The organism is Streptomyces rimosus (genome assembly GCF_008704655.1).
In the GTDB taxonomy this organism is placed as follows: domain Bacteria; phylum Actinomycetota; class Actinomycetes; order Streptomycetales; family Streptomycetaceae; genus Streptomyces; species Streptomyces rimosus.
Genome location: NZ_CP023688.1, coordinates 3,472,857 through 3,496,398 on the forward strand (window position 1 = coordinate 3,472,857; position 23,542 = coordinate 3,496,398).

Annotated in this window: 28 protein-coding genes; 7 read left to right on the forward strand and 21 right to left on the reverse strand. The window is 70.6% G+C overall.

The window, feature by feature from the left end; translation table 11 throughout:
* Positions 1–129 precede the first annotated feature (129 nt).
* The gene (locus CP984_RS14195; RefSeq protein WP_086026245.1) at positions 130–885 is read right to left on the reverse strand and encodes a prepilin peptidase; all 756 of its coding nucleotides are present in this window, start codon (positions 883–885) and stop codon (positions 130–132) included.
* A 305-nt stretch (positions 886–1,190) separates the two neighbouring features.
* Between CP984_RS14195 and CP984_RS14200 the strand changes: the two genes are divergently transcribed.
* On the forward strand, positions 1,191–1,490 hold the full coding sequence (locus tag CP984_RS14200; protein WP_033031773.1) for a DUF192 domain-containing protein: 300 nt from the start codon (positions 1,191–1,193) through the stop codon (positions 1,488–1,490).
* A 345-nt stretch (positions 1,491–1,835) separates the two neighbouring features.
* Here the strand turns inward: CP984_RS14200 and CP984_RS14205 are convergent, their stop codons facing one another.
* Genes CP984_RS14205 through CP984_RS14215 form a run of 3 tightly spaced genes read right to left on the reverse strand, consistent with a single transcriptional unit; the run spans position 1,836 to position 3,376 of the window.
* Positions 1,836–2,291 (reverse strand): nuclear transport factor 2 family protein, encoded by a 456-nt coding sequence (locus CP984_RS14205; RefSeq protein ID WP_003982754.1) that lies wholly within the window; start codon positions 2,289–2,291, stop codon positions 1,836–1,838.
* A 27-nt stretch (positions 2,292–2,318) separates the two neighbouring features.
* Entirely contained in the window at positions 2,319–2,507 is a 189-nt protein-coding gene (locus tag CP984_RS14210; RefSeq protein ID WP_003982755.1) for a DUF397 domain-containing protein, read from the reverse strand.
* Between the two features lie 17 nt (positions 2,508–2,524).
* Positions 2,525–3,376 carry a helix-turn-helix domain-containing protein gene (locus tag CP984_RS14215; RefSeq protein WP_078575115.1) on the reverse strand — a complete coding sequence of 284 codons (852 nt, stop codon included), beginning with the start codon at positions 3,374–3,376 and terminating at the stop codon, positions 2,525–2,527.
* A 138-nt stretch (positions 3,377–3,514) separates the two neighbouring features.
* Here CP984_RS14215 and CP984_RS14220 point away from each other — a divergent pair, with 138 nt between their 5' ends.
* A complete protein-coding gene (locus tag CP984_RS14220; protein ID WP_003982757.1) occupies positions 3,515–3,964 on the forward strand; it encodes an ATP-binding protein in 450 nt (149 codons plus the stop codon).
* Positions 3,965–3,973: 9 nt separating this feature from the next.
* On the opposite strand, the gene CP984_RS14225 is transcribed toward CP984_RS14220, so the two are convergent.
* The 14 genes from CP984_RS14225 to CP984_RS14290 all read right to left on the reverse strand — a co-directional run bounded on the left by CP984_RS14225 (position 3,974) and on the right by CP984_RS14290 (position 16,129).
* Positions 3,974–5,221, reverse strand: a complete 1,248-nt coding sequence (locus tag CP984_RS14225; RefSeq protein ID WP_003982758.1) for a Cmx/CmrA family chloramphenicol efflux MFS transporter — start codon at positions 5,219–5,221, stop codon at positions 3,974–3,976.
* A 123-nt stretch (positions 5,222–5,344) separates the two neighbouring features.
* Positions 5,345–5,926 (reverse strand): TetR/AcrR family transcriptional regulator, encoded by a 582-nt coding sequence (locus CP984_RS14230; RefSeq protein ID WP_003982759.1) that lies wholly within the window; start codon positions 5,924–5,926, stop codon positions 5,345–5,347.
* 107 nt (positions 5,927–6,033) lie between these two features.
* On the reverse strand, positions 6,034–6,663 hold the full coding sequence (locus CP984_RS14235) for an OmpA family protein (protein ID WP_003982760.1): 630 nt from the start codon (positions 6,661–6,663) through the stop codon (positions 6,034–6,036).
* A 3-nt stretch (positions 6,664–6,666) separates the two neighbouring features.
* Positions 6,667–7,242, reverse strand: a complete 576-nt coding sequence (locus tag CP984_RS14240) for a hypothetical protein (RefSeq protein ID WP_030183861.1) — start codon at positions 7,240–7,242, stop codon at positions 6,667–6,669.
* Between the two features lie 32 nt (positions 7,243–7,274).
* Positions 7,275–8,030 carry a pilus assembly protein TadG-related protein gene (locus tag CP984_RS14245; RefSeq protein WP_078575146.1) on the reverse strand — a complete coding sequence of 252 codons (756 nt, stop codon included), beginning with the start codon at positions 8,028–8,030 and terminating at the stop codon, positions 7,275–7,277.
* Positions 8,027–8,233 (reverse strand): hypothetical protein, encoded by a 207-nt coding sequence (locus CP984_RS14250; RefSeq protein WP_003982763.1) that lies wholly within the window; start codon positions 8,231–8,233, stop codon positions 8,027–8,029. Before CP984_RS14250 ends, CP984_RS14245 begins: the two co-directional genes overlap by 4 nt.
* A gap of 546 nt (positions 8,234–8,779) precedes the next feature.
* On the reverse strand, positions 8,780–9,682 hold the full coding sequence (locus CP984_RS14255) for a DUF5936 domain-containing protein (protein WP_003982764.1): 903 nt from the start codon (positions 9,680–9,682) through the stop codon (positions 8,780–8,782).
* Positions 9,683–9,721: 39 nt separating this feature from the next.
* On the reverse strand, positions 9,722–10,666 hold the full coding sequence (locus CP984_RS14260) for a type II secretion system F family protein (protein ID WP_003982766.1): 945 nt from the start codon (positions 10,664–10,666) through the stop codon (positions 9,722–9,724).
* Positions 10,667–10,729: 63 nt separating this feature from the next.
* On the reverse strand, positions 10,730–12,067 hold the full coding sequence (locus tag CP984_RS14265) for a CpaF family protein (RefSeq protein ID WP_003982767.1): 1,338 nt from the start codon (positions 12,065–12,067) through the stop codon (positions 10,730–10,732).
* A complete protein-coding gene (locus tag CP984_RS14270; RefSeq protein WP_003982768.1) occupies positions 12,064–12,489 on the reverse strand; it encodes a TadE/TadG family type IV pilus assembly protein in 426 nt (141 codons plus the stop codon). The genes CP984_RS14265 and CP984_RS14270 overlap by 4 nt, the downstream gene beginning before the upstream one ends.
* A complete protein-coding gene (locus CP984_RS42030) occupies positions 12,486–12,872 on the reverse strand; it encodes a TadE/TadG family type IV pilus assembly protein (protein ID WP_003982769.1) in 387 nt (128 codons plus the stop codon). The genes CP984_RS14270 and CP984_RS42030 overlap by 4 nt, the downstream gene beginning before the upstream one ends.
* Before the next feature lie 3 nt (positions 12,873–12,875).
* The gene (locus tag CP984_RS14275) at positions 12,876–14,222 is read right to left on the reverse strand and encodes an AAA family ATPase (RefSeq protein WP_003982770.1); all 1,347 of its coding nucleotides are present in this window, start codon (positions 14,220–14,222) and stop codon (positions 12,876–12,878) included.
* A gap of 13 nt (positions 14,223–14,235) precedes the next feature.
* Positions 14,236–14,958, reverse strand: coding sequence for a Flp pilus assembly protein CpaB (gene cpaB / locus CP984_RS14280; protein ID WP_003982771.1), 723 nt, complete (start codon positions 14,956–14,958; stop codon positions 14,236–14,238).
* 154 nt (positions 14,959–15,112) lie between these two features.
* Positions 15,113–16,129 (reverse strand): hypothetical protein, encoded by a 1,017-nt coding sequence (locus CP984_RS14290; protein WP_063766054.1) that lies wholly within the window; start codon positions 16,127–16,129, stop codon positions 15,113–15,115.
* Between the two features lie 334 nt (positions 16,130–16,463).
* On the opposite strand from CP984_RS14290, the gene CP984_RS14295 reads away from it, so the two are divergent.
* Positions 16,464–17,552 (forward strand): chitinase, encoded by a 1,089-nt coding sequence (locus CP984_RS14295; protein ID WP_003985455.1) that lies wholly within the window; start codon positions 16,464–16,466, stop codon positions 17,550–17,552.
* 159 nt (positions 17,553–17,711) lie between these two features.
* On the opposite strand, the gene CP984_RS14300 is transcribed toward CP984_RS14295, so the two are convergent.
* On the reverse strand, positions 17,712–18,623 hold the full coding sequence (locus CP984_RS14300; protein WP_003985456.1) for a S1 family peptidase: 912 nt from the start codon (positions 18,621–18,623) through the stop codon (positions 17,712–17,714).
* A gap of 202 nt (positions 18,624–18,825) precedes the next feature.
* Here CP984_RS14300 and CP984_RS14305 point away from each other — a divergent pair, with 202 nt between their 5' ends.
* The 3 genes from CP984_RS14305 (at position 18,826) to CP984_RS14315 (ending at position 21,575) form a co-directional block, all read left to right on the forward strand.
* Positions 18,826–20,184: a M14 family metallopeptidase gene (locus CP984_RS14305; protein WP_003985457.1), complete on the forward strand. Its 1,359-nt coding sequence runs from the start codon at positions 18,826–18,828 to the stop codon at positions 20,182–20,184.
* A gap of 99 nt (positions 20,185–20,283) precedes the next feature.
* Positions 20,284–20,811, forward strand: coding sequence for a DUF1648 domain-containing protein (locus CP984_RS14310; RefSeq protein ID WP_003985458.1), 528 nt, complete (start codon positions 20,284–20,286; stop codon positions 20,809–20,811).
* Between the two features lie 113 nt (positions 20,812–20,924).
* The gene (locus tag CP984_RS14315; RefSeq protein ID WP_003985459.1) at positions 20,925–21,575 is read left to right on the forward strand and encodes a hypothetical protein; all 651 of its coding nucleotides are present in this window, start codon (positions 20,925–20,927) and stop codon (positions 21,573–21,575) included.
* Positions 21,576–21,629: 54 nt separating this feature from the next.
* Here the strand turns inward: CP984_RS14315 and CP984_RS14320 are convergent, their stop codons facing one another.
* Positions 21,630–22,196 (reverse strand): class IV adenylate cyclase, encoded by a 567-nt coding sequence (locus tag CP984_RS14320; protein ID WP_030181669.1) that lies wholly within the window; start codon positions 22,194–22,196, stop codon positions 21,630–21,632.
* A 15-nt stretch (positions 22,197–22,211) separates the two neighbouring features.
* On the reverse strand, positions 22,212–22,967 hold the full coding sequence (locus CP984_RS14325; RefSeq protein WP_003985461.1) for a helix-turn-helix domain-containing protein: 756 nt from the start codon (positions 22,965–22,967) through the stop codon (positions 22,212–22,214).
* Positions 22,968–23,122: 155 nt separating this feature from the next.
* Here CP984_RS14325 and CP984_RS14330 point away from each other — a divergent pair, with 155 nt between their 5' ends.
* Positions 23,123–23,542, forward strand: coding sequence for a recombinase family protein (locus CP984_RS14330; protein ID WP_003985462.1), 420 nt, complete (start codon positions 23,123–23,125; stop codon positions 23,540–23,542).

Below are 23,542 nucleotides of genomic sequence, written 5' to 3' on the forward strand. Positions count from 1 at the left end.
CCCGGGCACAAAAAAGCGGGCCGGTCCGTGGGGGGGATACGGACCGGCCCGAGGGGGGGTTTCCACCATAACCCCGCCGAGGGGGTGCTCCGTGCAACTTCGGGTGGAACGGCGCGCCCGGATTTTGGATCAAGACGCCGCCGCGCCCCCCAGAAGCACCCCGAGAAACGCGCCGGTGATCATGAAAGGGCCGTACGGGATGGCCTGTTTGAGCCCATCATTACGGCGTTCCGCGCGTCCGGCGCGCCGCAGCAGGACCCCGCAGCCGTAGAGCGCGCCGAGCAGCAACCCCGCGAACGCGCCAGTGATCAGAATTGCCCAGCCGTACCACCCAAGAGTGACCCCCAACCCGATCGCCAGCTTGACGTCCCCCAGTCCCATTCCCGCCGGATTGATCAGATAAAGGACGTAATAGAACCCCGCGAGGGCGAATCCCCCGAGCACCGCCCCGCCCCACGAGCCGGCCGCCTCGGTACCGAGCGCGGCACCCCCGAGCAGAAGCGCCGCGCCGCCCGCCAGCGGCAGGGTCAGCACATCCGGCAGCCGCCGCACGCGCCAGTCGACCACCGCGAGCAGCACCGCCACCGGGGCGGCCGCCAGCCAGGCCACCAGCTCGGGGCGGGGACCGGTGGCGGCGGCGAGCAGTACGCACACCACCGCCGTGACCAGGGCGACCGGCACCGCGCGCGGCCCGTACGGCCCACACGAACGACAGCGCCCCACACCCAGCCACCCCCGCCACGGACCGGCGACCGGATGCCCACCCGGACAGCGGACCCGCCACGCCTCCCCCGGCTCAACGGCCAGCCGATAAGCAGGCCGCGGCACAAGCACCCCCGCCGCGGCCCCGTACACGGCGGCAAAAACCATCACCATCACAGCCACGCAGCCGACCCTAGGCTGATAAAACGCTCCCCATGACCCACTGGCAGAACGGATCAGGAACGCTCCGCTTTGCGCAGGGGGGCGGCGGAGAAACGACGGGGGCGGAAGCCCTGGGGATGGGCGGGGCGGACGGGGCGGACAGGACGGCCGGGGCGGTCGACGGCGCACCGGGGGCGTCCGGCGGCACACTGGGGGCGTCCGGCGGCGTGGTCGCGCCCAGCAGTGTGGCCACGTCCGGCGGCGTTGCCGCGTCCGGCGCCCCGGCCGCACCCTCCGGCAGCACCGCACCCTCCGGCCGGGCGGCGATCCCTTTGGAGATCGCCGCGTCCTACCGCGCGCGCAGCCGCGGCCTCCTCGGGCGCGACGGCATCGACGGCGCCCTGCTCCTCACCCCCGCGAGCGCGGTCCACACCTTCCGTATGCGCTTCGCGATCGACGTCGCCTACCTCACCCGGGACCTCACCGTGCTGACCGTCCGCACCATGCGGCCGGGACGGCTCGGGCTCCCCCGTCTCCGTGCCCGGCACGTCCTGGAGGCGGAGGCCGGCGCGATGGCCCGCTGGGGCCTGCGCCCCGGCGTACGCGTCACGGTCGACGCCCCCTGATCTGCCCGTACTTCGGTCCTCCACCCGCTCGACAGCTCGGCACCGCCCGCACGCCGCATCAGCTGGTGGCTCGTCTCCCTGCCGCGGGCCGGCCTCTCCCAGGGCAGGAGCAAGCAGACAGGCCCGCGCGATGCGCTTCCAGCTGATCGCGCGTGATCGGTGCGAAAACGACCATAGGGCACATACCCGCATATGTACTATCTTCCAGTGCCAACCAACCGCCCGACACCGCGCAATTACCCCTTCCAGTCGGCAACCGGCCCCGACAACCGCGAGATGGCGCCTCCGCGCCGTCAACCCAGGCATGACCACGCCGCGCCGCACGCATGATCGAACGCCGCCCCGCTACGCGGTGCCCCCACGCAGATGCCGGCTCACATCACCGACGAGCCGCATCCGCACCCGCCGCTCCGCAAAACGCCACCGCCCGCCCCGACGCTCGAACCGATCACGGTAACGACCAGCGGCAATGGCCTGTAGCGGCAACTCGGGCAGCGCCTGGAACACGGTGACGTACGACCGCGCGTCCGCGGTACCCGCCCGCTCGTCGACCTCGATCGCCACATTGGACGTGACGTGCTGCGTCCTCGGCGTACCGTCGCCGTAAACGATCAGAGTTTCCCGGAACATCCGCTCGATAGCCCCGGCCCCACTGACCGGTGCCCCACTCCCGGTAAAGGTCGCATCGGCCAGCAACACCCCGAGCCCGGCGAAGTCACCGTCGTCCACGAGCTCGGCGTAGCGCGCTATGAGGTTCTCGATGGCCCGGTGGCTGGGCGTTGGGTCGGGTTCGGCGGACATGGTCGTACCTCCAAGGCGTCACGGTCCTCAGCGGTCGATCACATCACCTCGGGCGGCCCGCAGCAGCCCTCCGAGAACCTGAGGGCTGGTGACAACGACGGTGGACGGCTCATCACTCTCGCGAAGAAGCACGGTCCTGTCGGCGGCCTCCGCGAGTTCGACACAGTTGCTCGCGTTGCCGCTGTAGGAGGACTTCTGCCAGTTGGTTATGGTCACGATTAGGGCCCGCCTTCTCAAAGGTTGTTGATGATGCCGCAGATGAAGTCCCGCGAAGCGTTTTCTCCGAGTGCCATGGCCTCGAAACGCTCCATGAACGTGCGGTACATGTCCAGTTGGGCATCCGCGCACTCGAACACCGAACCATGCTCGGTGTCGAGTTGCACGGTGTCCAGCTGCGAGACCGGTCCCTCCGCGTAGACGACCGTCTGCCCCGCGCCCGGGAAGATGCCTGCCGAGAAGGGAATCACCGACACAGTGATCCGCTCCCGCTCGCTCATGGTGACAATGTGCTCAAGCTGCTTACGCGTCAGCGAGCGCCCGCCGAACTCCATGCGCAACGCGGCCTCATGAATGATCGCCGTGTATGGCACAGGACCATCCCGATAAAGGACTTCCTGCCGTTTGACACGATACGAAACAAGGTGTTCGACGTGTGGAGGCGAAGGCTCGGGAACATTCTGCAGGAAGGTCAGCCGAGCGTAGTCGGGGGTCTGCAAAAGTCCAGGCAAGTGCGACACCTGGGCCGTACGAATGGCAGTCGCATGCTGTTCCATCTCGGCGAGGTCAAGCAGCGCTGGTGGCAGCGTATCGCGATACTCCTCCCACCAACCGCGTTTCCCACCAACCGCCATGGCCGCAAGAGCCTCCACGAGCGCCAAGTCGGCGCAACCGTAGGCGCGCGCCAAGGTACGCACCCGTTCCGGGCTCACCCCGATGCGTGCCACTTCGATATTGCTGACCCGCGATTGGCCCAGTCCGGTCAGTGAACCGGCTTCAGTCGCGCTCAGTCCGGCGCGCTCGCGCAGCTTTCTCAGCTCACGACCTAGGCGCCGCTGCCGAACAGTTGGCGCTTCCCTGGCAGGCATACGGTCACACACCTCCGGATCGGTGAGAGCCAAATCTACAGCCGGGTACTGAAGTACACCCAAGGCGTGGACTACAGCACCCGCCTTGCACTACCGTCCGTGTCGGATCAACTACTTCTCGCAGTAGTGGAGATGCGCATGCCCCTGCACGCAGTCACCCCCCTCCGACACCCCGCCTACCGGCACGGCAACTGGGAGTACAGCCTCCGGCTCCCCTACTGCCCCCTCAGCCCCGGGATCGCCCGCACCACCGCCCACCTCGTCCTCAACCGCCACTCGCTCCCCGAACTCGGCGACCGGGCCCGGTTGCTCGCGTCGGAGCTCGCCACCAACTGCTACCTCCACGCGCCCGGCCCGGCTCGCATGCGGCTTTCCTGGGAGGACGGCATGGTGCGGATGAGCATGTGGGACACCGGCCGTACGCTGCCCGGCGTCGCCGAGCACCCCGCGCCGGACGGTCTCGTCGCCGGGTCCGGGCGCGGGTTGCGGCTCGTCGGGGCGTATGCCGACGACTGGGGGTGGTACGCACTCGATCCGAACCGCCTCGGAGTGGACGGCAAGATCGTGTGGTGCGAGCTGTACCGCTGAGCCAGTCGGTCAGTCGGCTGCCGTCAGGGCGTCCGGTCTGGCTGCGGTAGCGACACCCGAGGCCGCGTCCGCCGATCGGCCCATTGCCGTACGGCCCTCCGCCCGCCGCTGCAACATCGCCGCCCACAGCGCCGCGAGCAACGCCAACGCGCCGACCGCCGCCCCCACCCAGGCCACCGACGTATAGCCGTAACCCGCGTCGATCGTCAGGCCGCCGAGCATTGGCGTGAGGGTAATGCCCACGTTGAAGGCGGACGTGTTGACCGCCGGGGCCAGCGTCGGCGCGTCCGGGGCGAGGGTGAAGACGCGGGACTGGACCACCGGGTTGGTGAGGTAGCCGGTCAGGCCGAGGGTGAAGGTCAGGGCGATGGTCGCGGGCAGGTTCGTGGCCGTCAGTGCCAGCAGTGCGGAGGCGATGGCCAGGGCGCCGATGCCGAGGAAGAGGGTGCGCAGGGGGTGGCGGTCGGCGGTGCGGCCGCCGAGGGTCATGCCGAGGAGGCCGCCGACGCCGTACAGCGCGAGTACGGCCGGCACCAGCCCGGACGGCAGTCCGCTCACTTCGGTCAGCAGGGGTGCGAGGTAGCTGAACGTGACGATGGCGGCGCCGAAGCTCAGCGTGGTGAGGAGGTAGGAGACCCATAGGGCGGGCCGGGTCATGGCCCTGATCTCCCGCCGGGGGGACGGGAGTTCGGTGTCGTCAGCGCGGCCGGCGGGGAGTACGGCCAGCAGGGCGAGCAGGCTGAGTACGGTCAGGACGACGACGGCCCAGAACGCCGCGCGCCACCCCACGTGCTGGCTCAGCACCGTGCCGGCCGGTACGCCCACGATAGTCGCGAGCGTGAGGCCGGTGCCGACGACCGACAGGGCCTTGCCCTTGGCGCCGGCGGGCACCAGGCTCACCGCCGTCGCGGCGGCCACCGCCCAGAAGCCCGCGTACGCGAACGCGCTGACGACCCGCGTCGCGAAGAGCACCCCGTAGCTCGGGGCCAGGGCACCGACCACGTGCCCCGCCACGAAGACGAGTTGGAAGGCGGCCAGTGCGGTCCGGCGCGGCATGCGCAGGGTGGCGATGGCGAGTACGGGCGCGCCCACGACCATGCCGATGGCGAACGCGGACACCAGGAGCCCGGCGTCGGGGATGGAGACCCCGAGGTCGGCGGCCACGTTGGGCAGCAGCCCGGCGAGCATGAATTCGGAGGTTCCCTGGGCGAAGATCCCCAGCCCGAGAAGGTAAACGGCTATGGGTGTGGCTTTCACGTGGTTCTGCTCCTGCTCCGGTTCTCGGATACCGCGCGGGCACAACCGCCCGGCGTTATGTATTGATCAGTCCAAAACGAAGGCAAAAAGAAGGCGGGCCGCATCGCGCGTCGGCCCGCCCCCTCACAAAGCCGCCATGACCCCCTCCACGACCCCGCGCAGCGCGGTCCGGCCGGCCCCGCAGCGCGCCGAGACGCGCAGGCCGCCGACAGCCGCGATGACGAGGTGCGCGAGGGCGGTGACGTCCTTGTCCGGGGCGATGTCGCCGTCCCGCTGCCCGGACGCGATCGCGGCGCGGATCACCTCCAGCCGCACCCGGTAGTCCCGGGCCAGTTCGCCCGCGACCTGCTGGTCACGGGCCGCGACCTCGACGGCGGTGTTCACCACCAGGCATCCCCGCCGGTCGTCCTGTTCGCCGCACTCCTCCTCGACGACCCGCTCAAGGTGCGTACGGATCTTCTCCCGCACCGGCAGGTCGCTCTCCATCAGCGCGAACAGTTCGCCGTTGCGCTCTCCCATGTAGCGGTCGAGCGCCCGCTCGAAGAGGTCGTGCTTGCTCTTGAAGGTGTTGTAGATGCTGCTCCGCCCGAGGCCGGTCGCCTCGCACAGGTCCTGCGTGGACGTGGCTTCGTAGCCGGCGGCCCGGAACGCGTGCATCGCCGCGTCGACCGCCCGCTCCTCGTCGAACTTCCTGGGACGGGCCATGGCGATGACGGTACAGGTACTGTATCGATCAGTCCAATACTGGTCGGCCCGATGGAGGAGACGTAGGAGCGGACGTATCCGGGAACCTGACGTCCCGCCCCCGGGACCTAACGTCCCGCCCGCGGAAAACTGACCTCCACCCGCCGGTTCTTCTTCCGCCCCTCCTCCGTCCCGTTGTCCGCTATCGGATACTCCTCGCCGTAGCCGCGGATCTGAAAGGTGATGGTCGGGCCCAGGGTCTTGGCGAGTTCGCGCTGGACGGCGTTGGCGCGGTCCTTGGAGAGGACCAGGCCGTGGGCGGCTGTGCCGAGGTTGTCGGTGAAGCCGAAGACGCGCAGGCTGGTGGCGTGCTGTCGCTTGATCTCGGTGGCGATGGTGCCGATGCGGGACAGTGCGTCGGGGGTCAGTTCGGCGCTGTCCTTGCCGAAGAGGACCTCGGCCTGGAGGGCGAAGGTCACGTTGGCGTTGGTGTCCTGGCGCCGCTCGGCGCCGTCGTCGGTCTCGACGATGGACTTGATGTTGAGGACCTTGGCGGGGGCGAGCGTGGCGCCCTGGACCATCCGCAGGTCCGGGTCGTGCGGGTCGATCTTCACCGGGGCGGTGGTGTCCTCGGAGACGCCTGGCGGGTCGTCGGCGCGGGCGGTGGGCGGGCCGAGGGTGACGGCCAGGAGGAGGGCGGCGGCCGTGGTGACGGCGGCGCGCGCCGTACGGGTCCTGGTCCCGGACGTGGTGGCCATGGGTCAGTCCGAGATCGTGACGGTGGCGGGCGGCAGGGTCGGCAGCTGGAAGTCGACCTCGGTCACTTTTTCCGGCGGGGCCGGGAACTGGGCGAACAGGGGACGGCTCTCCCCGGGTTTGAGGCCGCTGAGCCCGGTCGTGCACAGGCATTCGCCCTCGGTGTCGCGCAGCACCAGGTAGCGCTTCTTGCCGGCCTTGTCGACCAGGGTGGCGCCGGAGACGGAGGAGCGCGAGCGCATGCCGGTCTCGTTGGAGCGCCAGTTGATCGCGTTGAAGATCTTGGTGCCCTTGTTGGTGACCGTACCGCTGACCGTGACGAAGCCTCCGGAGTCGCGGACCGCGGAGTGCAGGGTGACGACCACCCCGTCCGGGCCCTTCATCTCGCCGATGGCCTGGGTGGTGTCGGCGGCCGGGGTGCCGCGGCCGGTGGTCTTCGGGGCGGCGGCCCGTGTCGGGGGTTTGCCGTCGGCCGCGCCGCCGCCGTCGTCCCCGCCGCAGCCGCTCACGACGAGAGCGAGCCCGGCGGCGATCGCCGCGGCGGCCACTCTCCTGGCCTTCGAAGGGCGCCCGGTACTCATGGATGCGATTCCCTCTGCTCGTCGTCGGCTGGTCATTCGGCAAGGCGTACGGAGAACAGGTCGGACGCTTCCGGCAGCTCGCCGCGCGGGTCGGCGGGGTCGATCGTCCACTTCTTGCCGTGCTCGCAGACGAGGTCGAGGGGAGGGCCGGGCGCGGGTTCCCCGGCAGGCGGGTCGCCGTCCTCATTCTGGCCCTGACCCCCGCTCTGGCCCTGATCCCCGCCCTGCCCCTGACCCTCGTCCTGGCCCGTACCGGGCGGCCCCGGCTCCCGCTGCGGGCCCGCGGCGCAGCGCGGCTCCACCACCGCCTTGGCGCGTGCCGACGCGTGCTTGCCCTCGGTCCCCGGAATGACCGAACGGCCCACCGTCTTACGGGTGTCGGCCTGTACGGCGAAGGACGTGGGGTACGAGCCGGGGGTGCACGTCGCGTCGGCGTCGTTGCGCCCCGCGAACCACTGGGCGTTCGTACACGCCTCGTCGCCGGGTACGCCACGGCCGTCGAGGAAGTCGCGCCAGGGCGCGCCCGTACGGACCGCGTCCAGGAGCTTCGTGGTCAGCTGGTCGCGGTACTTCTGACCGGCCGCGAGGGCCGCCGCGTCGGCCGCGGTCTGCGCGGAGTTGCGTACCGCCGCGGCCTGCCCGACCGCGAAGAACGCCAGGGCCAGGAAGAGCAGGCCCGCCACGGCCACGATGTAGACGGGGAACGCCTGCCCGGAGTCCCGGGCCCCTCGCGCGTCCCCTTCCGGCCCGGCGCGTCGCGCCCGCCGGCGGGACGCGCCCCGCGTCAGATGCCCACGACCTGGGAGATCTTGTTCGAGATGGCCGTGGCGATCTGGCTGCCGAAGTCCGTGGTCGACAGCACCAGTACGATCGCCACCACCACGGCGATGATGCCCAGGTACTCGATCGAGGTCTGCCCCCGGTCGTTCGAGATCAGGCCCTGGTCGTTCGAGGTCTGTCCCCGGTCGTTTCCGAACAACCGCTTCGCCATCGTGTTCCCCTCCATGGGCGGCCGGGCCGCTCCGGTCCGGATGGTCTGCCCCCGTGGTGTCGCCGCGCGAGCGGGCGCCGTACGGGCGGGCCCGGTTCGCACGGGCACCGGACGTCCGTGCTCCGAACGTGAGCACGCTGCGCACACACACGCTCGCGACACGAGAAACGTACGCCGGAACACCGGTCCCGGAACAGGGCACACGGCACCATTCCTTTCCCGGTGAACCGAGTTGAAGCATCGGGGGGTCCTTCGGGCCGTCCGGTCCGCCCGGCAGCGCCGTCCCCTCCGCCGCGCCCGGCTCTCCCGGTACGCCCGTTCCGTCCGACGGCATTGGTCCCACCCCCGCCCCGTCCTCGTCGGCAGCGCCGTTTCCGGATGTCCCGGTGTGCCCGGCGGTACGGCCGGGGCCGGGGAACACATGGATGCCGACTGTGCCATATACCGTTGCGTACGCGAAGGGCGTACGCACAACAGGGGGCCGTTTCGAGACGCGGAAACCGCGTGTGCGGTATGTGAGTTGACGCGCCGCCCGCGTAGCACCGATCACTTGCCCATGAGCGAGCCGAAGTCGGTTCCCGAGCCCAGGAAGAAGCCCGCGACCAGCAGGATCATCGTGCCGGGCACCATGAACGTGGTGACGACCACGGTGGCCTTGGGCACCGCGCGGGCGGCGCGGCGGCGGGCGTTCTGCGCGTCGGTGCGGCGCATGTCGTCGGCGATCTGGATGAGGGTGTCCACGATCGGGGACCCGAGTTCCTCGCCCTGCTGGAGTGCGGTGACGAACTGCGCCACCTGATCGGAGTCGTTGCGTCTGCGCAGTTCCTCGAACGCCTCGCGGCGGCTGACGCCCATGTCCATCTGCCGCAGGGTGATCCGCAGCTCGTCGGCCCAGGGGCCTTCGTACTTGTCGGCCACCCGGTCCAGGGCCTGCCGGAAGCCCAGTCCGGCGCTGACCACGACGGCGAGCACGTCGAGGAAGTCGGGCAGGGTGCGTTCGATGGTGTCCTTGCGTTGGCGAATGGCGGCCCAGATGCCGACCTCGTTCCAGAAGAGGCCGAAGGCGAACAGCAGGAGGGCCAGCAGGAGCTGGGAGCGCAGCAGCATGACGAGCGCGCCGCCGAAGCCGAGGAAGCCGTAGACCGCGCGGCGGGCCGCGTAGCGGTCCACGGTGAGGCCGCCCGGGTTGCCCGCGAGATCGATGCGCCTGCGTACCTTGGCCACCCGCTTCTCCCCCATCAGGCGTAGGACGAGTGGCGCGTAGCGCATGCCCATCCGGTCCACCGCCGAGCCGACGACGGTGGTACGGGACGCGCCCATCTCCAGGGCGACGGCGATGTCCGGGGGCAGTCTGGCCTCGCGGCGGTAGAGGGCGATGCCGTAGCAGATGCCCGCCACGGAGAGGGCGAGCGCGAGGGCCAGGAGGAGGCCGGTCGTTCCGATTCCCATGGGTGGGTGCCTTCTGGAGGGGAGGTGCGGCGGGCGCGGTCAGACGTCGATCTTGGAGATGCGGCGGATCACGAAGAAGCCGACCGCGTACAGGACGCAGGCCACGACCACCGCGGCCTGCCCCAGGAACGTGGCCGTCATCCGGTCGATGGCCCCGGGCGCGATGCGGTCCATCAGCAGCAGCGTGCCCAGGCCCAGGAACGGCACGACGTACGCCGTGACGACGACCTGGGAGAGCTGGGTGCGCACCTCGCGCCGGGTCTCCTTGCGCTCCTCCAGGGTCTTGGTGAGGTTGCGCAGCGAGCCGACGACCGTGCCGCCCGCGCGGTTGGACAGCACGAGGGTGGTGACGAGGACGACGAGTTCGCGCGAGGGCAGGCGGGCGGCCAGCTCGTCCAGGGCATCGTCCAGGGAGTGGCCGACGGCGAGCTTGTCGGAGACCTTGGCCAGTTCCTCGCCCGCCGGTGCCTCCAGTTCTTCCGCCGCCATGCCCAGGGCGGTGCGCAGGGCCAGCCCGGCCTGGGTGGCGTTGGCGAGGATGCGGGACAGTTCGGGCAGCTGGTTGATGAACCGCTCGATACGTTTCTGCCGCTGCCAGTTGAGGAAGGCGTACGCGGCCCAGACCGCCGCCAGCGCGGCGATCGGCCCGAAGAAGGGCGCCAGGACCGCCTGGGCGATCAGCCACACCCCGGCAACCACGGCGAGCAGGCAGACGAAGAACTCGCCGGGGGTGACGTCCAGGCCGGTGGCGGCCAGCCGCAGTTCGAGGCCGCGGCCGAGGCGGGTGGCGCGCAGCCGGCGGTCGACGCCCGCGAAGCGGCGGCCGCGGCCCGTCCGGGGCAGGCCGGGGTCGTCGGAGAGCCGGTCGACGAGGGCCTGGTGTCGCTCGCGTCCGGTCGCGTACAGCCGCAGACCCACCACGGCCAGCACCGCGCAGAGCAGCGTGGTGCCGAGGGTGAGCAGGGCGATGCTGTCCAGGGACATGGGGGTTACGTCCGTCCTCCTGCTGCGGGCTGTGGGTTTACGGGCTGTGGGCCTACGGGGCCGTCACGTGACCTCTCGGGTGGCGAGCCGGCCGTCGGTGGCGGCGACACCGAAGGCCGGGGGTACGGGTTCGTCGGCCAGATAGAGGCGTTGGGCGACCCGGCGCGGCAGTGGGAAGTAGCGGAAGCGGCCGCGTACGGTGCGGTCGGCGCCGCTGGGCTCGGCCTCGAAGCGGCAGACCGTGGCGAGGCGGTAGTCGGCGTGGCCGTGCGAGTCCAGGATGGCGACCTCGCCGATCCGGCGGGAGCCGTCGGCGTGCCGGGCGATCTGCACGATGCAGTCGACGGCGCTGTTGATCTGGTCGCGCAGCGCCTCGAAGGGGACCTTGACGTCCGACATGGAGGCGAGCGTCTGGAGGCGCATCAGGGCGTCCTCGGCGCTGTTGGCGTGCACGGTGGCCAGTGAGCCGTCGTGGCCGGTGGACATCGCCTGGAGCATGTCCAGCGTCTCGCCGCCGCGGACCTCGCCGACGATGATGCGGTCGGGACGCATGCGCAGCGAGTTGCGTACGAGGTCGCGGATGGTGATCCGGCCCTTGCCCTCCACGTTGGGCGGCCGGGACTCCAGGCGGATCACATGGGTCTGCTGGAGCTGGAGTTCGGCGGCGTCCTCGACGGTGATGATGCGCTCGCCCTCCGGGATCAGCCCGGAGAGGGCGTTGAGCAGGGTGGTCTTGCCCGCGCCGGTGGGCCCGGAGACCACGACGTTGAACTTGGCCCGCACCAGCGCCGCCAGCAGCATCACCATCTGGTCGTCGAGCGTGCCCATGCCGATCAGCTCGGGCAGCGTGTAGGCGCGCGGGAAGCGGCGGATGGTGAGGGTGGCGCCGTTCAGGGCGAGCGGCGGGATGATGACGTTGACGCGCTCGCCGGACGGCAGCCGCGCGTCGACCATCGGATTGGACTCGTCCACCCGCCGGTTGACGGTCGAGACGATGCGCTCGATGGTCTGCATGAGCTGTTCGTGGGAGGCGAAGCGGACGGGTACGAGTTCCACCCGGCCGTGCCGCTCCACGTACACCTGGTCGGGACCGTTGACCATGATCTCGGTGACCGAGGCGTCTTCGAGGAGCGGTTCCAGGACGCCGAGGCCGAGCGCCTCGTCCACCACCCGGCGGATGAGCTGCGCGCGCTCGGCCGTGGACAGGACCGGGCCCTCGCGGCTGATGATGTGGCCGAGAACGCGCTCCAGGCGGGTGCGGCGCTCGGCCGCGGCCAGCGCGGACATCTCGGCGAGGTCGATCTCTTCGAGCAGCTTGGCACGGTAGACGGCGACGAGATGGCCGTCCTCGCGGCCGGACGGCGGGGCCTCCGGCGCGGCGATGCGGGCTTTGAGGCTCATGGGGCGGTCGTTCCTCCGGGTTCCGCGGGCAGGGCCATGGTGGCGGTGCGGGTGGCGTGCCAGGGGCCGACGCCGGGAAGGAGGGTCGGGATCTCGACGGTGGCGGTCGCGTGGACCTCGCCGCCGCCTTCCGAGGCTTCGACCACGGCGTCCGCGCCCGCCCAGCCGCTCATGGCCGCCTTGCCCGCCGCGACCGGGCCGATCTTCCGGTCGGCCTCGTCCAGGGTGGCCGTACGGGCGGCGGCGCGCGCTCCCGTACCGGCCTGCTGGACGGCGTACGCGGCCAGGCCGAGCTGCACCACGGCGAGGGCGATGAGCAGCAGGATCGGCAGGAAGCCGAGGAATTCGATGGAGATCTGGCCGCGGTCGTCGCGCCGGACGCGCGGCCTGCTGCCTCTCCGGGTGCGTACCGTCCCCCTCACGTCCCCTCCTCCTCCGCCGCCCCCGCCGAACCCGTGACTGTCCCCCACGGGAAGTCCGCGACGCCGGGGAAGAGCACCGGCACCTTGAGCCCGATCCGGGCGGTGAACAGGCCGCCCTGCGCGCCGCACGTGATGTCGGCGCCGCCCTGCCAGGCGCCGGGCAGGTCCTTCTTCGCCGCCGCCGCGCAGGCGCCCTCGCCGCCGGTCCGGGTGGCGGTGCCCGCTCGCGCGCCCTTGTCCGCCGCGTTGGCGGCGAGCGCGTACGTATAGCCGATCAGCACGAACTGCCAGACGACGGCGAGGGCTACGAGGATCAGCGGGGTGAGGCCGAGCAGTTCGACGGAGACCTGACCGCGGTCGTCGCCCGGCCGGGCGCGGCGCATGCCTCAGCCCTCCTCGTACGGATCGGCCGGGCCGTACGAGCCCGCGCCCGGCTCCGCGGCGCCCGGTCCGGCCGTCAGCGCCTTGCGCCGCCGCCCGGTCAGCGACGTACGGGCGCGGTGGCTGCCCCGCCCCTGCCGTGCGGCGGGCACGTCGACCAGGCCCAGTTCCCCCGCCAGCGCCCACAGGGCCTGCCGAACGGTGGAGCGGGCGTCCAGGTCCTGCATCCGGCCGGCGTCGACGTACGGCTGGAGTTCCTTGAAGCCGGCCGGTACGGGGGTGCGCGCGACGCGGGTGCCGGTGGCCTTGGCCACCAGCGGCGGCTGGATCTCGGTGTTGCGGGTGAGGCGGTTGACGACGGTGGTGGTGTCCTCGGCCTTGCGGATCTGGAGGCGGTCCCACAGCCGTACCAGGCGCTTGGCGGCCCGTACGGCAACCACGTCCGGCGTGGTCACCAGCAGCGCCACGTCGGAGAGTTCCACGGCTGCCGCGTTGGCGGACTGCATCTGGGCGCCGCAGTCCACCACCACCAGCTCGTAGCGCGAGCGCAGCGCTGAGAGGACCGTACGGGCGGCCCGGTCGTCCACCTCCTCCCCGCGCTCCCCCTCCTCCGGCGCCAGCAGCAGGCCGAGGCCGGTGTGGTGGGCGTGCACGGCGTCCTGGAGTACGCGTACGGAGATGTCCTGGATGCCCGCCAGGTCGACGATCGAGCGGCGGAACTGGACGTCCAGGTAGGAGGCCACGTCGCCGGACTGGAGGTCCATGTCCACCAGCGCGACGCTGCGCCCGGCGGCGCGCGCGGCGAGGGCCAGTTGGACGGCGGTGAGGGTCGTACCCACACCGCCCTTGGCGCCCGTGACGGTGACGAGCGTCCCGGCGGGCCCGGCCGCCGCCTCCTGGCCGCCGCCCAGGTGCACCCGTACGCCGGTCGCCCACTGGGCGGCGGCCTGCACCCGGGCGGCCAGTTCGTCGTAGCCGAGCGGCAGGCCGACGACGCCGCGCGCGCCCGCGTCCATGGCGGCGGCGAACAAGGCGGGGCCCGCGTCGGCGGTGATCAGCACGACGCCGACGGCGGGGAAGCGCAGCGCGATGTCGCGGATCAGCTCCAGCGCGGGCACCGGGCCGATGCGCTCGTGGACGAGGACGACCTCGGGGAGTTCGTCCACGGCCGCGGACGGCGGGGCCGCGGCACCGGCCACCGACCGGGACGCGGCCTGGTCGAGGGCGTTGACCAGGGCCGTCGAGTCGGCGACCGGCGGCGCGGGCTCGGCGCCCGGCAGCTGGCCGATCAGCGAGGACACGGCACGGGCTGCGTCCGGTTCGCCGACGGCCGCGAGGATGCGGATGGTCACCTGTGCCTCCGGGTCATTTGTCGCCGTCGAGGGTGTAGGTGCGCTCGCCCGGCGGGATGGCGGCCTCGGTGCCGGGGGCGACCAGGGCGAGCCGTACGTGGGTGGCGAAGGACTCCGCGTAGGCGACGCGCTGGGCGTCCGCGGTGCTCAGCGCGAAGGTGATCGGCACCGCCTCGGTGGCGCGGCGGGTACTGGAGGAGCGGGTGTCGCCGGGGTCCTTGTTCTCCAGCGGGGTCAGCTTGCCGCGGTCGATGACCTGCGCGTTGGCCACGATCACCTTGGAGACGGGCTTGTCCTCGGCACGCTTGCCCTCGAAGGTGGCGTAGATATTCACCCGCGCCCCGGGGTTGATCTTCCCGGCCACGCCGGTGGCCGCGTCGATCATGATGGCGATCTCCTGCTGTCCCGGCTTGAGCGCCGGGCGGTCGACGACCATGTCGTTCTGGAGGAGCGAGCCCTTGTGCAGGGGCGTGACGGCGATCTTCCCGCGTACCCGGGCCAGGTCGGTGACGGCGGTGGCCGGCAGCCAGCGCTCCGGTATCGCGACCTGCTCGAACTGGCCCGGATCGAGCGCCTGGTAGGCGGGCACGTCCGACGTGAGCCGGTACGCGGTGCGCTCGGGCCCGACCTTGGACTCCACGTCGCGGATCACCGACAGCACGCCGACGAACGCGCCGAGCGCGCAGAGGACCGACAGGAGCAGCAGGATCACTCCGCGGCGCTGGCGTGAGTTCATGAGTGCGGGACCTCGCTGGGGACGGGGCGGGCGGGGGCGGGTCCGGCCTGGGCCGGGCGGGGCGGTTCGCACGGGTGGGGGCCCGGCGCGCGGGGGCCGGGCGGGGCGGATACGGGCGGGTTCGGTACGGGCCGGCCGGCCGTGCGCCGTTGGCTCAGCGCGCCCGTACGGCCGTCCGTCGGCCCGGCTCGGGCCCGGGGACGCCGGCCGGTGCGACCGGGGCCAGACCGCGCCGCCGCAGCAGGGAGGAGGCGGGCGTGTCGGCGTCCGGGCCCGGGAGGGAGCGCGCGGCCCCGTTCGTACGGCGCGCGGCGCCCGGGCCCGCGCCCGCGGTCGGAGCGGCGGACGGCGCGCAGCAGAACGCGCACCGGTCGCCGATGAGTTCGAGACCGCACCAGCCGCACTCCTCTCTCCGTACGGACGCCACGAGCTGGTAGAGCACCGAGAGATCCGGGATGGCCGCCGCGAACTCGGCCAGTTTGCGCGTGCCCCACCAGGCCGCCGACTCGGCGGGCAGCGGGACCTCGTACGTCCCCTGCACCTGCCAGGAGCGGGCCAGCACGCCGCCGACCCAGTCGCCGGCCAACTGGCCGCGCGCGTGGACGAGGCGGGTGGCGAAGCCGGGCGGGCGCAGGCCGGCTTCGGCGGCCCGTTCGGCGTGCCGGTCGAGGTGGACGAGGTGCGGTTCGGGGTTGGCGAGCACCGCGAACTGCGTACCGGGCACCCAGGAGCGCAGGTGGGAGCGCAGATCGGTGGCGACCCGGTCGAGCCGGGCCACGCTGCCCAGCAGGGCGCCCGCGTGCACGTAGTGGGCCAGCAGGCGGGCCGCACAGGCCAGCAGGCCGGGGCTGAAGTCGCACAGCGACAACTGCCGGAGCTGGTGGCCCAGTACGGCGAGGCCGAGCGGCGGCAGGTCGACCGGCACGATCGCGAAACGGTCGCTCTCCAGGACGGCGCGCAGGGTGTGCAGACGGCGTACGTGGTCCGGCGGGCAGGCGGTGGAGTAGAGCGCGACGAGATGGCCGTGGTGTTCCAGCACCGCGCCCAGCTCGGTCAGCGCCTCGTCCAACGGCTGGGCATGCGGCGGGCGGACGACGACGGCGGCCGGGGTCTGCCGGTCGGTGGCGGGCAGCGCGAGGTCGGCGCTGGTGACTGCAATCGCGGTCGGCACGTCGCGTCCCCCACTGCGCTGCTGGCGCTGTCGGCACTGTTGGCGCTGTCGGCACTGCTGTTGGCTCAGCACCTTATCCACGAGTTCCGCCCCGGAGAACACGTTCCGGGGTACTCGGCCCCCGTCTTGGCATCTCCTTTCCCCCGTCGCTCCCTTCTCCTGCCCCGGCCCCGGGGAATTCAGGATTCCGCGCGACCTCTTGACACGGACATTGGTCTGGACCACCTTGTACGCCAGCACGACGCACCACGTGCAACACCAGCACCACAACAGCTCAGGGGCCCCTGAACGCGCAGCAGAACCACCCAGCTCAACTCCCCCCACGGAGGCACCAGTGGTACGCGCACGATCAGGAAGAGCAGCACATGCGGAACGGCGTACAGGACGTACAGCACGACGCGGCGCGCGGGCGCTGACGGGGCTCGCCGCCGCGGCCCTGACCGCCGCCGGCGTCGTCGCGGCCGGCACCGCCGACGCGTCCGAGGCCACGCCGCCCACCACCTCACGGACCGGCCACTCCCCCACGGTGGCCCGCGCCGCGGCCGTACCGAAGCACGCCGTCACCGGCTACTGGCAGAATTTCGACAACGGCGCCACGGTCCAGAAACTCAAGGACGTGAACGACGCCTACGACATCATCGCGGTGTCCTTCGCGGAGGCGACCGGCACGCCCGGCGCCGTCGGATTCCACCTCGACCCGGCGGTCGGCTACGGCTCCGCCGACGAGTTCAAGGCGGACATCAAGGCCAAGCAGGCGGCCGGGAGATCGGTGATCATCTCGGTCGGCGGCGAAAAGGGCGCGGTCTCGGTCAGCGACGACGCCTCCGCGAAGAACTTCGCCGACTCGGTCGGCAAGCTCATGGACGAGTACGGGTTCGACGGCGTCGACATCGACCTGGAGAACGGCCTCAACTCGGCCTATATGACAAAGGCGCTCAAGGCTCTGCACGCCGCGCACAGCGGTGTGGTCGTCACGATGGCGCCGCAGACGGTCGACATGCAGTCGCCGCAGAACGAGTACTTCAAGACGGCCCTGGGCATCAAGGACTTCCTCACGGTCGTCAACATGCAGTACTACAACAGCGGCTCGATGAACGGCTGCGACGGCAAGGTGTACGCGCAGGGCACGGTGGACTTCCTCACCTCGCTCGCCTGCGTCCAGCTGGAAGGCGGGCTCGCGCCGTCGCAGGTGGGCATCGGCGTACCGGCGTCGTCGCGCGCGGCGGGCGGCGGGTATGTGGAGCCGTCCGTGGTGAACGCGGCGCTGGACTGCCTGACGCAGGGCAGGAACTGCGGCTCGTTCAAGCCGCCGAAGACGTACCCGGGGCTGCGGGGCGCGATGGCCTGGTCCACCAACTGGGACGCGGCGGACGGCAACGCGTTCGCGAGGCAGGTGGGGGCGCATGTGCAGGGGATGCCGTAAGCCCGTGGGTGCGTGATCCCGTAGGTACGTGATCCCTTACGTACGGCGGAAGACCGGCCGCGCGGTGCTCGAAGCGCCGCGCGGCCGGCTCGGGTCCTACGGACTGCGGTTTACGCACTGCGGTTTACGAACTGCGGACCGCGTGTGCCGCCCGTGCCGTCACGGCTTGGGCAGTACGCAGCCCGCCCGCCCCAGGTCCAGCTTGTTGCCGGTGCCGAAGCACTTGGGGATGGTGTAGATCTCCTGCGCGTAGTTGATGCCCTTGCGCACGGTGACCTTGCCGTTCTCGTCGACCTCGCACGGGTTGTTCATGGTGCAGCGGCCGCCGTTCTCGTTGCCCGTGTTGTTGATGGCGGCGACCTTGCCGGAGGCGGTGTCGATGACGGGCGACCCGGACGTACCGCCGATCGTCTTGCAGGCGGGGGTGTAGCGCACGGAATCCTTCATCACGTAGCCCCCCTCCTTCAACTGGTGCACGAACCCGTCGATGTTGCAGGAGTAGGTCTTCTTCCAGTAGCCGGACACGACGGTGATCCCGGCGCCCTTGGCGGGGTGGTTGGTGTCGATGTCCAGGGCCTTGATGCCGTAACGCTGCTTTATCTGGGCGTAGGTGGAGGAGAGTTCGTAGAAGGACACGTCGGTGTCGGTCATGGTGGCGTACGCGACCTTGGTGGCGCGTACCGTGCCGAGATTGCCGGCCGAGGCGCTGAGCACGGTGAAGCTGCGGCTGGACGGCTGGTCGACGACGACCTCACCCGGGTCGGGCATACCGCTCTCCAGGCAGTGGCCGTTGGACATGACCAGAGCCGGATCATTGTCGGCCGAGTTCGGCATCCGGACTATCGATCCCGAACAGTTGCTGAGCGCGACCGTTCCCGCGAAGGTGACGGCCTTCGCCTTGGGAGCCGCGGCCTCGGCCACGGCCGCGAGCTGCGGTGCCGTCGCGGTCCGGGCCGCACCCCGGTCCGCCGCGTCCGATGTCGTGGTCGCATGGGCCGTACCGGCGGTGCCCGCGAGCGCCGTGGCGCCCAGGACGGCCGTGGCCAGGGCGCCGACGAGAGGTCTGTTCATGTGGGGGTCCTCTCACACTGGTGAGTCCGGCGTGGCGCCGGACTTGTCGTGCGCATTGTTGGGGCGGCACCGGCCCCTGACAAGAATCTTCCGGAAACCCGCGTGAATTTGGCGTGTTTGCGTCAACAGAAGGGATTGACCGAGGCATGCCAACGCCGAACACTGGCGCCGTCGCTCGCCTCACACCCCCACGGAGGACACCATGCGACGACCCCGAAGACGCGGCAGGCGGACCACCGTCCTCACCGCGCTCGTCTCCCTCGCCCTGGCCGCGCCCTTCGCCGCGCAGGCCGAGGACTCTCCTCGCCAGGACACTTCCGCCCGTACCGCCGTCGGCGTCGGCACCCCGGCGGAGGACACCGGCACACCCCGCCAGTACGAGATCACCGGCCCCGCCACCGCCGCGCAGCGCAGCGCGCTCGCCTCTACGGGGGTGTCCATCGACGAGGTGCACGGCCGCACCGTCGTCATCACCGCGGACACCGCGCAGGCCGCCCTCGTACGCTCACTCGGCTACCGCCTGCGGGCCTTGCCCGCGCCCCCGGCGGGCACCGGCAACCGCGTCAAGGACTTCCCCTCCGGGTACGGCAAGTACCACAACTACGCCGAGGCCACCGCCGAGATCAACGCCCTGGTGGCCAAGTACCCGGCCATTCTCAGCAAGCGCGTCATCGGCACGTCCTACGAGGGCCGGGACATCCTCGCCCTCAAACTCAGCAAGAACGTCGCCCAGGACGAACAGGAACCCGAGGTCCTCTTCACCGCGCACCAGCACGCGCGCGAACACCTCACCGTGGAGATGGCGCTCTACCTGCTCAACGACTACACGTCCAAGTACGGCAGCGATCCGCGCGTCACCAAGATGCTCGACTCACGCGAGATCTGGATCATCCCGGACGTGAACCCGGACGGCGGCGCGTACGACATCGCCAGCGGCTCGTTCCGCAGCTGGCGCAAGAACCGCCAGCCCAACAGCGGCTCGGCGAACGTCGGCACCGACCTGAACCGCAACTGGGACTTCAAGTGGGGCTGCTGCGGCGGCTCCTCGGGCAGCACCGGCTCGGAGACCTACCGCGGCCCGTCCGCCGCATCGGCCCCCGAGGTCAAGGTCGTCAGCAACTTCGTCCGCAGCCGTAACATCGGCGGCGTCCAGCAGATCAAGACCGCCATCGACTTCCACACGTACAGCGAACTGGTCCTGTGGCCCTTCGGCTACACCTACAACGACACCGCCCCCGGCATGACCCAGGACGACCGCGACGCGTTCGCCGCCGTCGGCAAGTCCATGGCCGCCAGCAACGGCTACACCCCCGAGCAGTCCAGCGACCTCTACATCACGGACGGCTCCATCGACGACTGGCTCTGGGGCAACCAGAAGATCTTCGCCTACACCTTCGAGATGTACCCGTCCTCCGCGGGCGCGGGCGGCTTCTACCCCCGCGACTCCGTCATCACCCGCGAAACGTCCCGCAACCGGGACGCGGTCCTCCAACTCCTGGAGAACAGCGACTGCATGTACCGCTCGATCGGCAAGGAGGCGCAGTACTGCAAGACGGGGTGAGGTGATCGCCCTTGTGGCCGGGGTCTGCCGTGGGGCGGGCCCCGGCCACGCCCGCATCCCCCGCTTCCCCGCCCGGGCCTTTCATCGGATGATCGACTCATGGCCATCCTCTCCTCCCCGGTCCGGCTGTGGCTGCTTCCCAGCGTCGTCCTGCTCGCCGCACAGGCGGTCTGGGGCGCGCTGCGCTATCCGCACCTGCCAGACCGCATACCGTGGCATATCGGAAGCGATGGCGTGGACGTCTGGGCAGACAAGTCGATCGGCAGCGCGTTCATACTGGTCTTCGTGTACGCGGGCGTGACGGTGGTGACGGCCGCCGGCGCGGAGATGACACTGCGGCTCACACCACGCGACGAGCTGACGGCCACCGACACACCGTTCGCCGTACGGGCCGCTTCGTCCCTGACCAACAGGCCCGCCAACCGGGCCTCGGCCCGCCGCATCGCCCGCGCCGTACTCCTGCTCAACGCCTGCATCGGCCTCTCCCTCCTCGCGGGCTGCGGCCTGTTCTGGCGTTCCACGCCGGACCCGGACGTGCCCGGCTGGCTTGTCCCGGCGATGCTCGTCCCGATACTCGCCGGCACCGCGGTGACGATCGCCGCGGCCGTACGCGACCGGAATCGGTGAGGGAGGCGGCCGGGGCCGAACCATCCCGCCCCTCGGGGAGTTGGCATGCCGCACAGCCATGCGGTTGAGTACATGCCAATTGATCATTGGATCATCCGAGAGAGGGGACGAACGTGTTCAGATCGGTACGGGGGATCGTGACCGGAGCGGTGCTCGCGGCGTCACTGGCCGCCTGCGGCAGCGGCGGAGGCAGCGGCGGCGACACCGGGAACGGCGCGGACCAGGGCGGCGGAGATCAGCAGAAGGCGCCGCTCGTACTGGCAGCGGACCAGGTGCGCACCGCCCTCGTGAGCAAGTCCAGCGCACCAGAGGGCTGGAAGGGCCGGAGCCCGAAGTTCCTGTCCCCGAACGACGCCCTGCGCAAGTGCCAGGACACCACGGAGACGAACTGCGGCGGCTTCGTCAGCTACGGCAACACGTATTTCCTCAAGGAGAAGCAGAACGCGGAAGGCCGGACGGGACACCTCTACTTCACGCTCTTCTCCTTCAAAACCCCGGAAGACGCACAGGCCGCCATGAAGGGCCTGACCAAGAGAGAACGCCACAAGGCCGGCGCCGACGCCAAGCCCCTCCAGATCTCGGCCGGCGCCGAAGCGACCGACGCCTTCACCGGAAAGCACACCGAGGTCCACATGCGCCTGGGCGGAGTCCTGATCCGCCTAGAATCCACGGACCTCACGGACAGCGAACCCTACGCCGATTTCGCCAAGCTGCAGATCGACCGCATCAAGAAGGTCGCGGAGGGCAAGAATCCGGACGCCTGAGCGGGCCGCCTCCGATCGCGTAACCGGGGCCTGCCGCACGGCGGGCCCCGGCCGTCAGGATTCCCGGGTACGCCGTTGCCGTACGGCGTCGGTGTACAACTCGGCGGTCAGGTCACCTTCCCCGACCCCCAACGCGTCGAGGACAGCCCGTACATCCCCCAAAGCACCCCGTAATTCCCTTTCACCCGACACCTGCGTCTCCACCTCCACATATGTCCCGTCGATTTCCGGGACTCGGACGAGAGTGGCGAGCATCGGCCGCCCATACGCGGTGAACTCGTAGTTCCGGCAGTGCTTCTCGAAGGCGAGCGTCTCGGTGTACCCGAGACCATTGAGCATGACCCGGACGGCTGCCGGGTCGCCGACACCCGTCTCGTACTCCGGCTTCGACCCCGACACTTCGTCGACCCGCGCTTCTTTGTACGTCAACAGGGCCCGCGTCCCGTCCGGGCCGTCCACGGTACGGAGCCGAAGCTCCCGGTCCCCCGCCTCCAAATCCGCGCCCGGGGTATCGAAATACGCGTCCCGATACACCTCGTCCCGCCCTACGGCCATCCGCCCCAAACGCTCCCGCACCACCGCCGGTTCCCGTACACGCGCTTTCAGTTCGGCTTCGATCACGCCTGCCCCCGGTCGTCATACCGTGCGTTCACCGTCGGCCACGGTCGCTTCCACCATGCGCCGAAAGCCGTGGAACAGCGGTCCATGCGGCGTCTCCATCACCTTGTACGTGGCGGACTCGTGTCCTTCCCACCCGGAATCGAAGGCAGACACGAACATGGTGGAGTCCAGCCGGATGACCCGCCATGTGGGCAAGGTCCTGTACCGGTACACCGCTACATCACCGCCGTCGGCAAGTTCTCGTAGGCGCGCCTCGGCGAGTCGCACCCCGCCGGCCAATGATTCCGCCGACTCACCGATCTCAGCCGCCCGACGTGCCAGTGCGGGGGCCGTGGGGTCCAGCAGAAGAACCCGTACGCGGGGCGACGCCTCCTGCGACCGGGTCAGGCAGGGACGTAGCATCGAGTCTTTCAAACCGATAAGGCCGAGCCCGCGTACCGCCAGCACGTCCCATTCTGATGCCGTACGCGCCTGCTCACGGATGTCCTGCGCCGCTGCCGACTGTGTCTGGTAGACGCGGACCACTTCGGGGAACGACGCCAGCTCGAAGACCGGGCCGCCGGCACGGCGTTCCCGACCCGCCGCCAGGCCGAGCAGGTGGCGTGCGTCATCCGGCAAGCCCAACCCGTCGGCGACCCGCTCGAAGACGTCGAGGCGTACCACTTCTCTGCGCCCATTGATGATCTCGTTGACGCGCGCCTGCGTCATGCCCACCGCCGTGGCAATACGGGCCTGGCTGGCGCCGCCGTACTGCTGGACGTGGCGGAACACGGCACCGATGTCCCGCGACCTCAACGCCTGGCGTACAGCCGCTTACTGCCAAGCGCGGTCCGGCAATTGAACCGGCACCATCGCCGCTCCTCGGGCTCACGGTGGGATGGAAAGTCATCCCACCGTGAGATTACCGGCTGGGTATCGAGGTCCGAGTGGCAAAGTACGAATCTGAGCGGGTGAATACAGCTACCCCGTCTCCGCTCGTCCTCATCTACGACCGCAACGCGACGCGGTCCAGTGCCATCCTCGATCTGCGCCTCTCCGGCTGCGTCAACTACGCCGACCGCCATGGCTGGCAGATCGCAGGGCTGTGGGTCGACCGAGGAGACGACGCACTCAGTGCTACGCGCCCGCAGTTCTGCGCGCTTATCGAGGTGATGCGCGTCGAGGCTGGGCGCCGGGCCACGATCTGCCTCGTACACAACTGGTGCAGGCTCGCTCATGACGACGCGCTGCGCCTTACGCTCCAGCAGCGCGTCGCCCAAGTCCGCGGGTGTACGGCCACCACCTTCGGAGACTCCGACGCACGTGCGCACGCAGTTCTTGCGGGCCTCAGCCACGGAAGCGCCTGA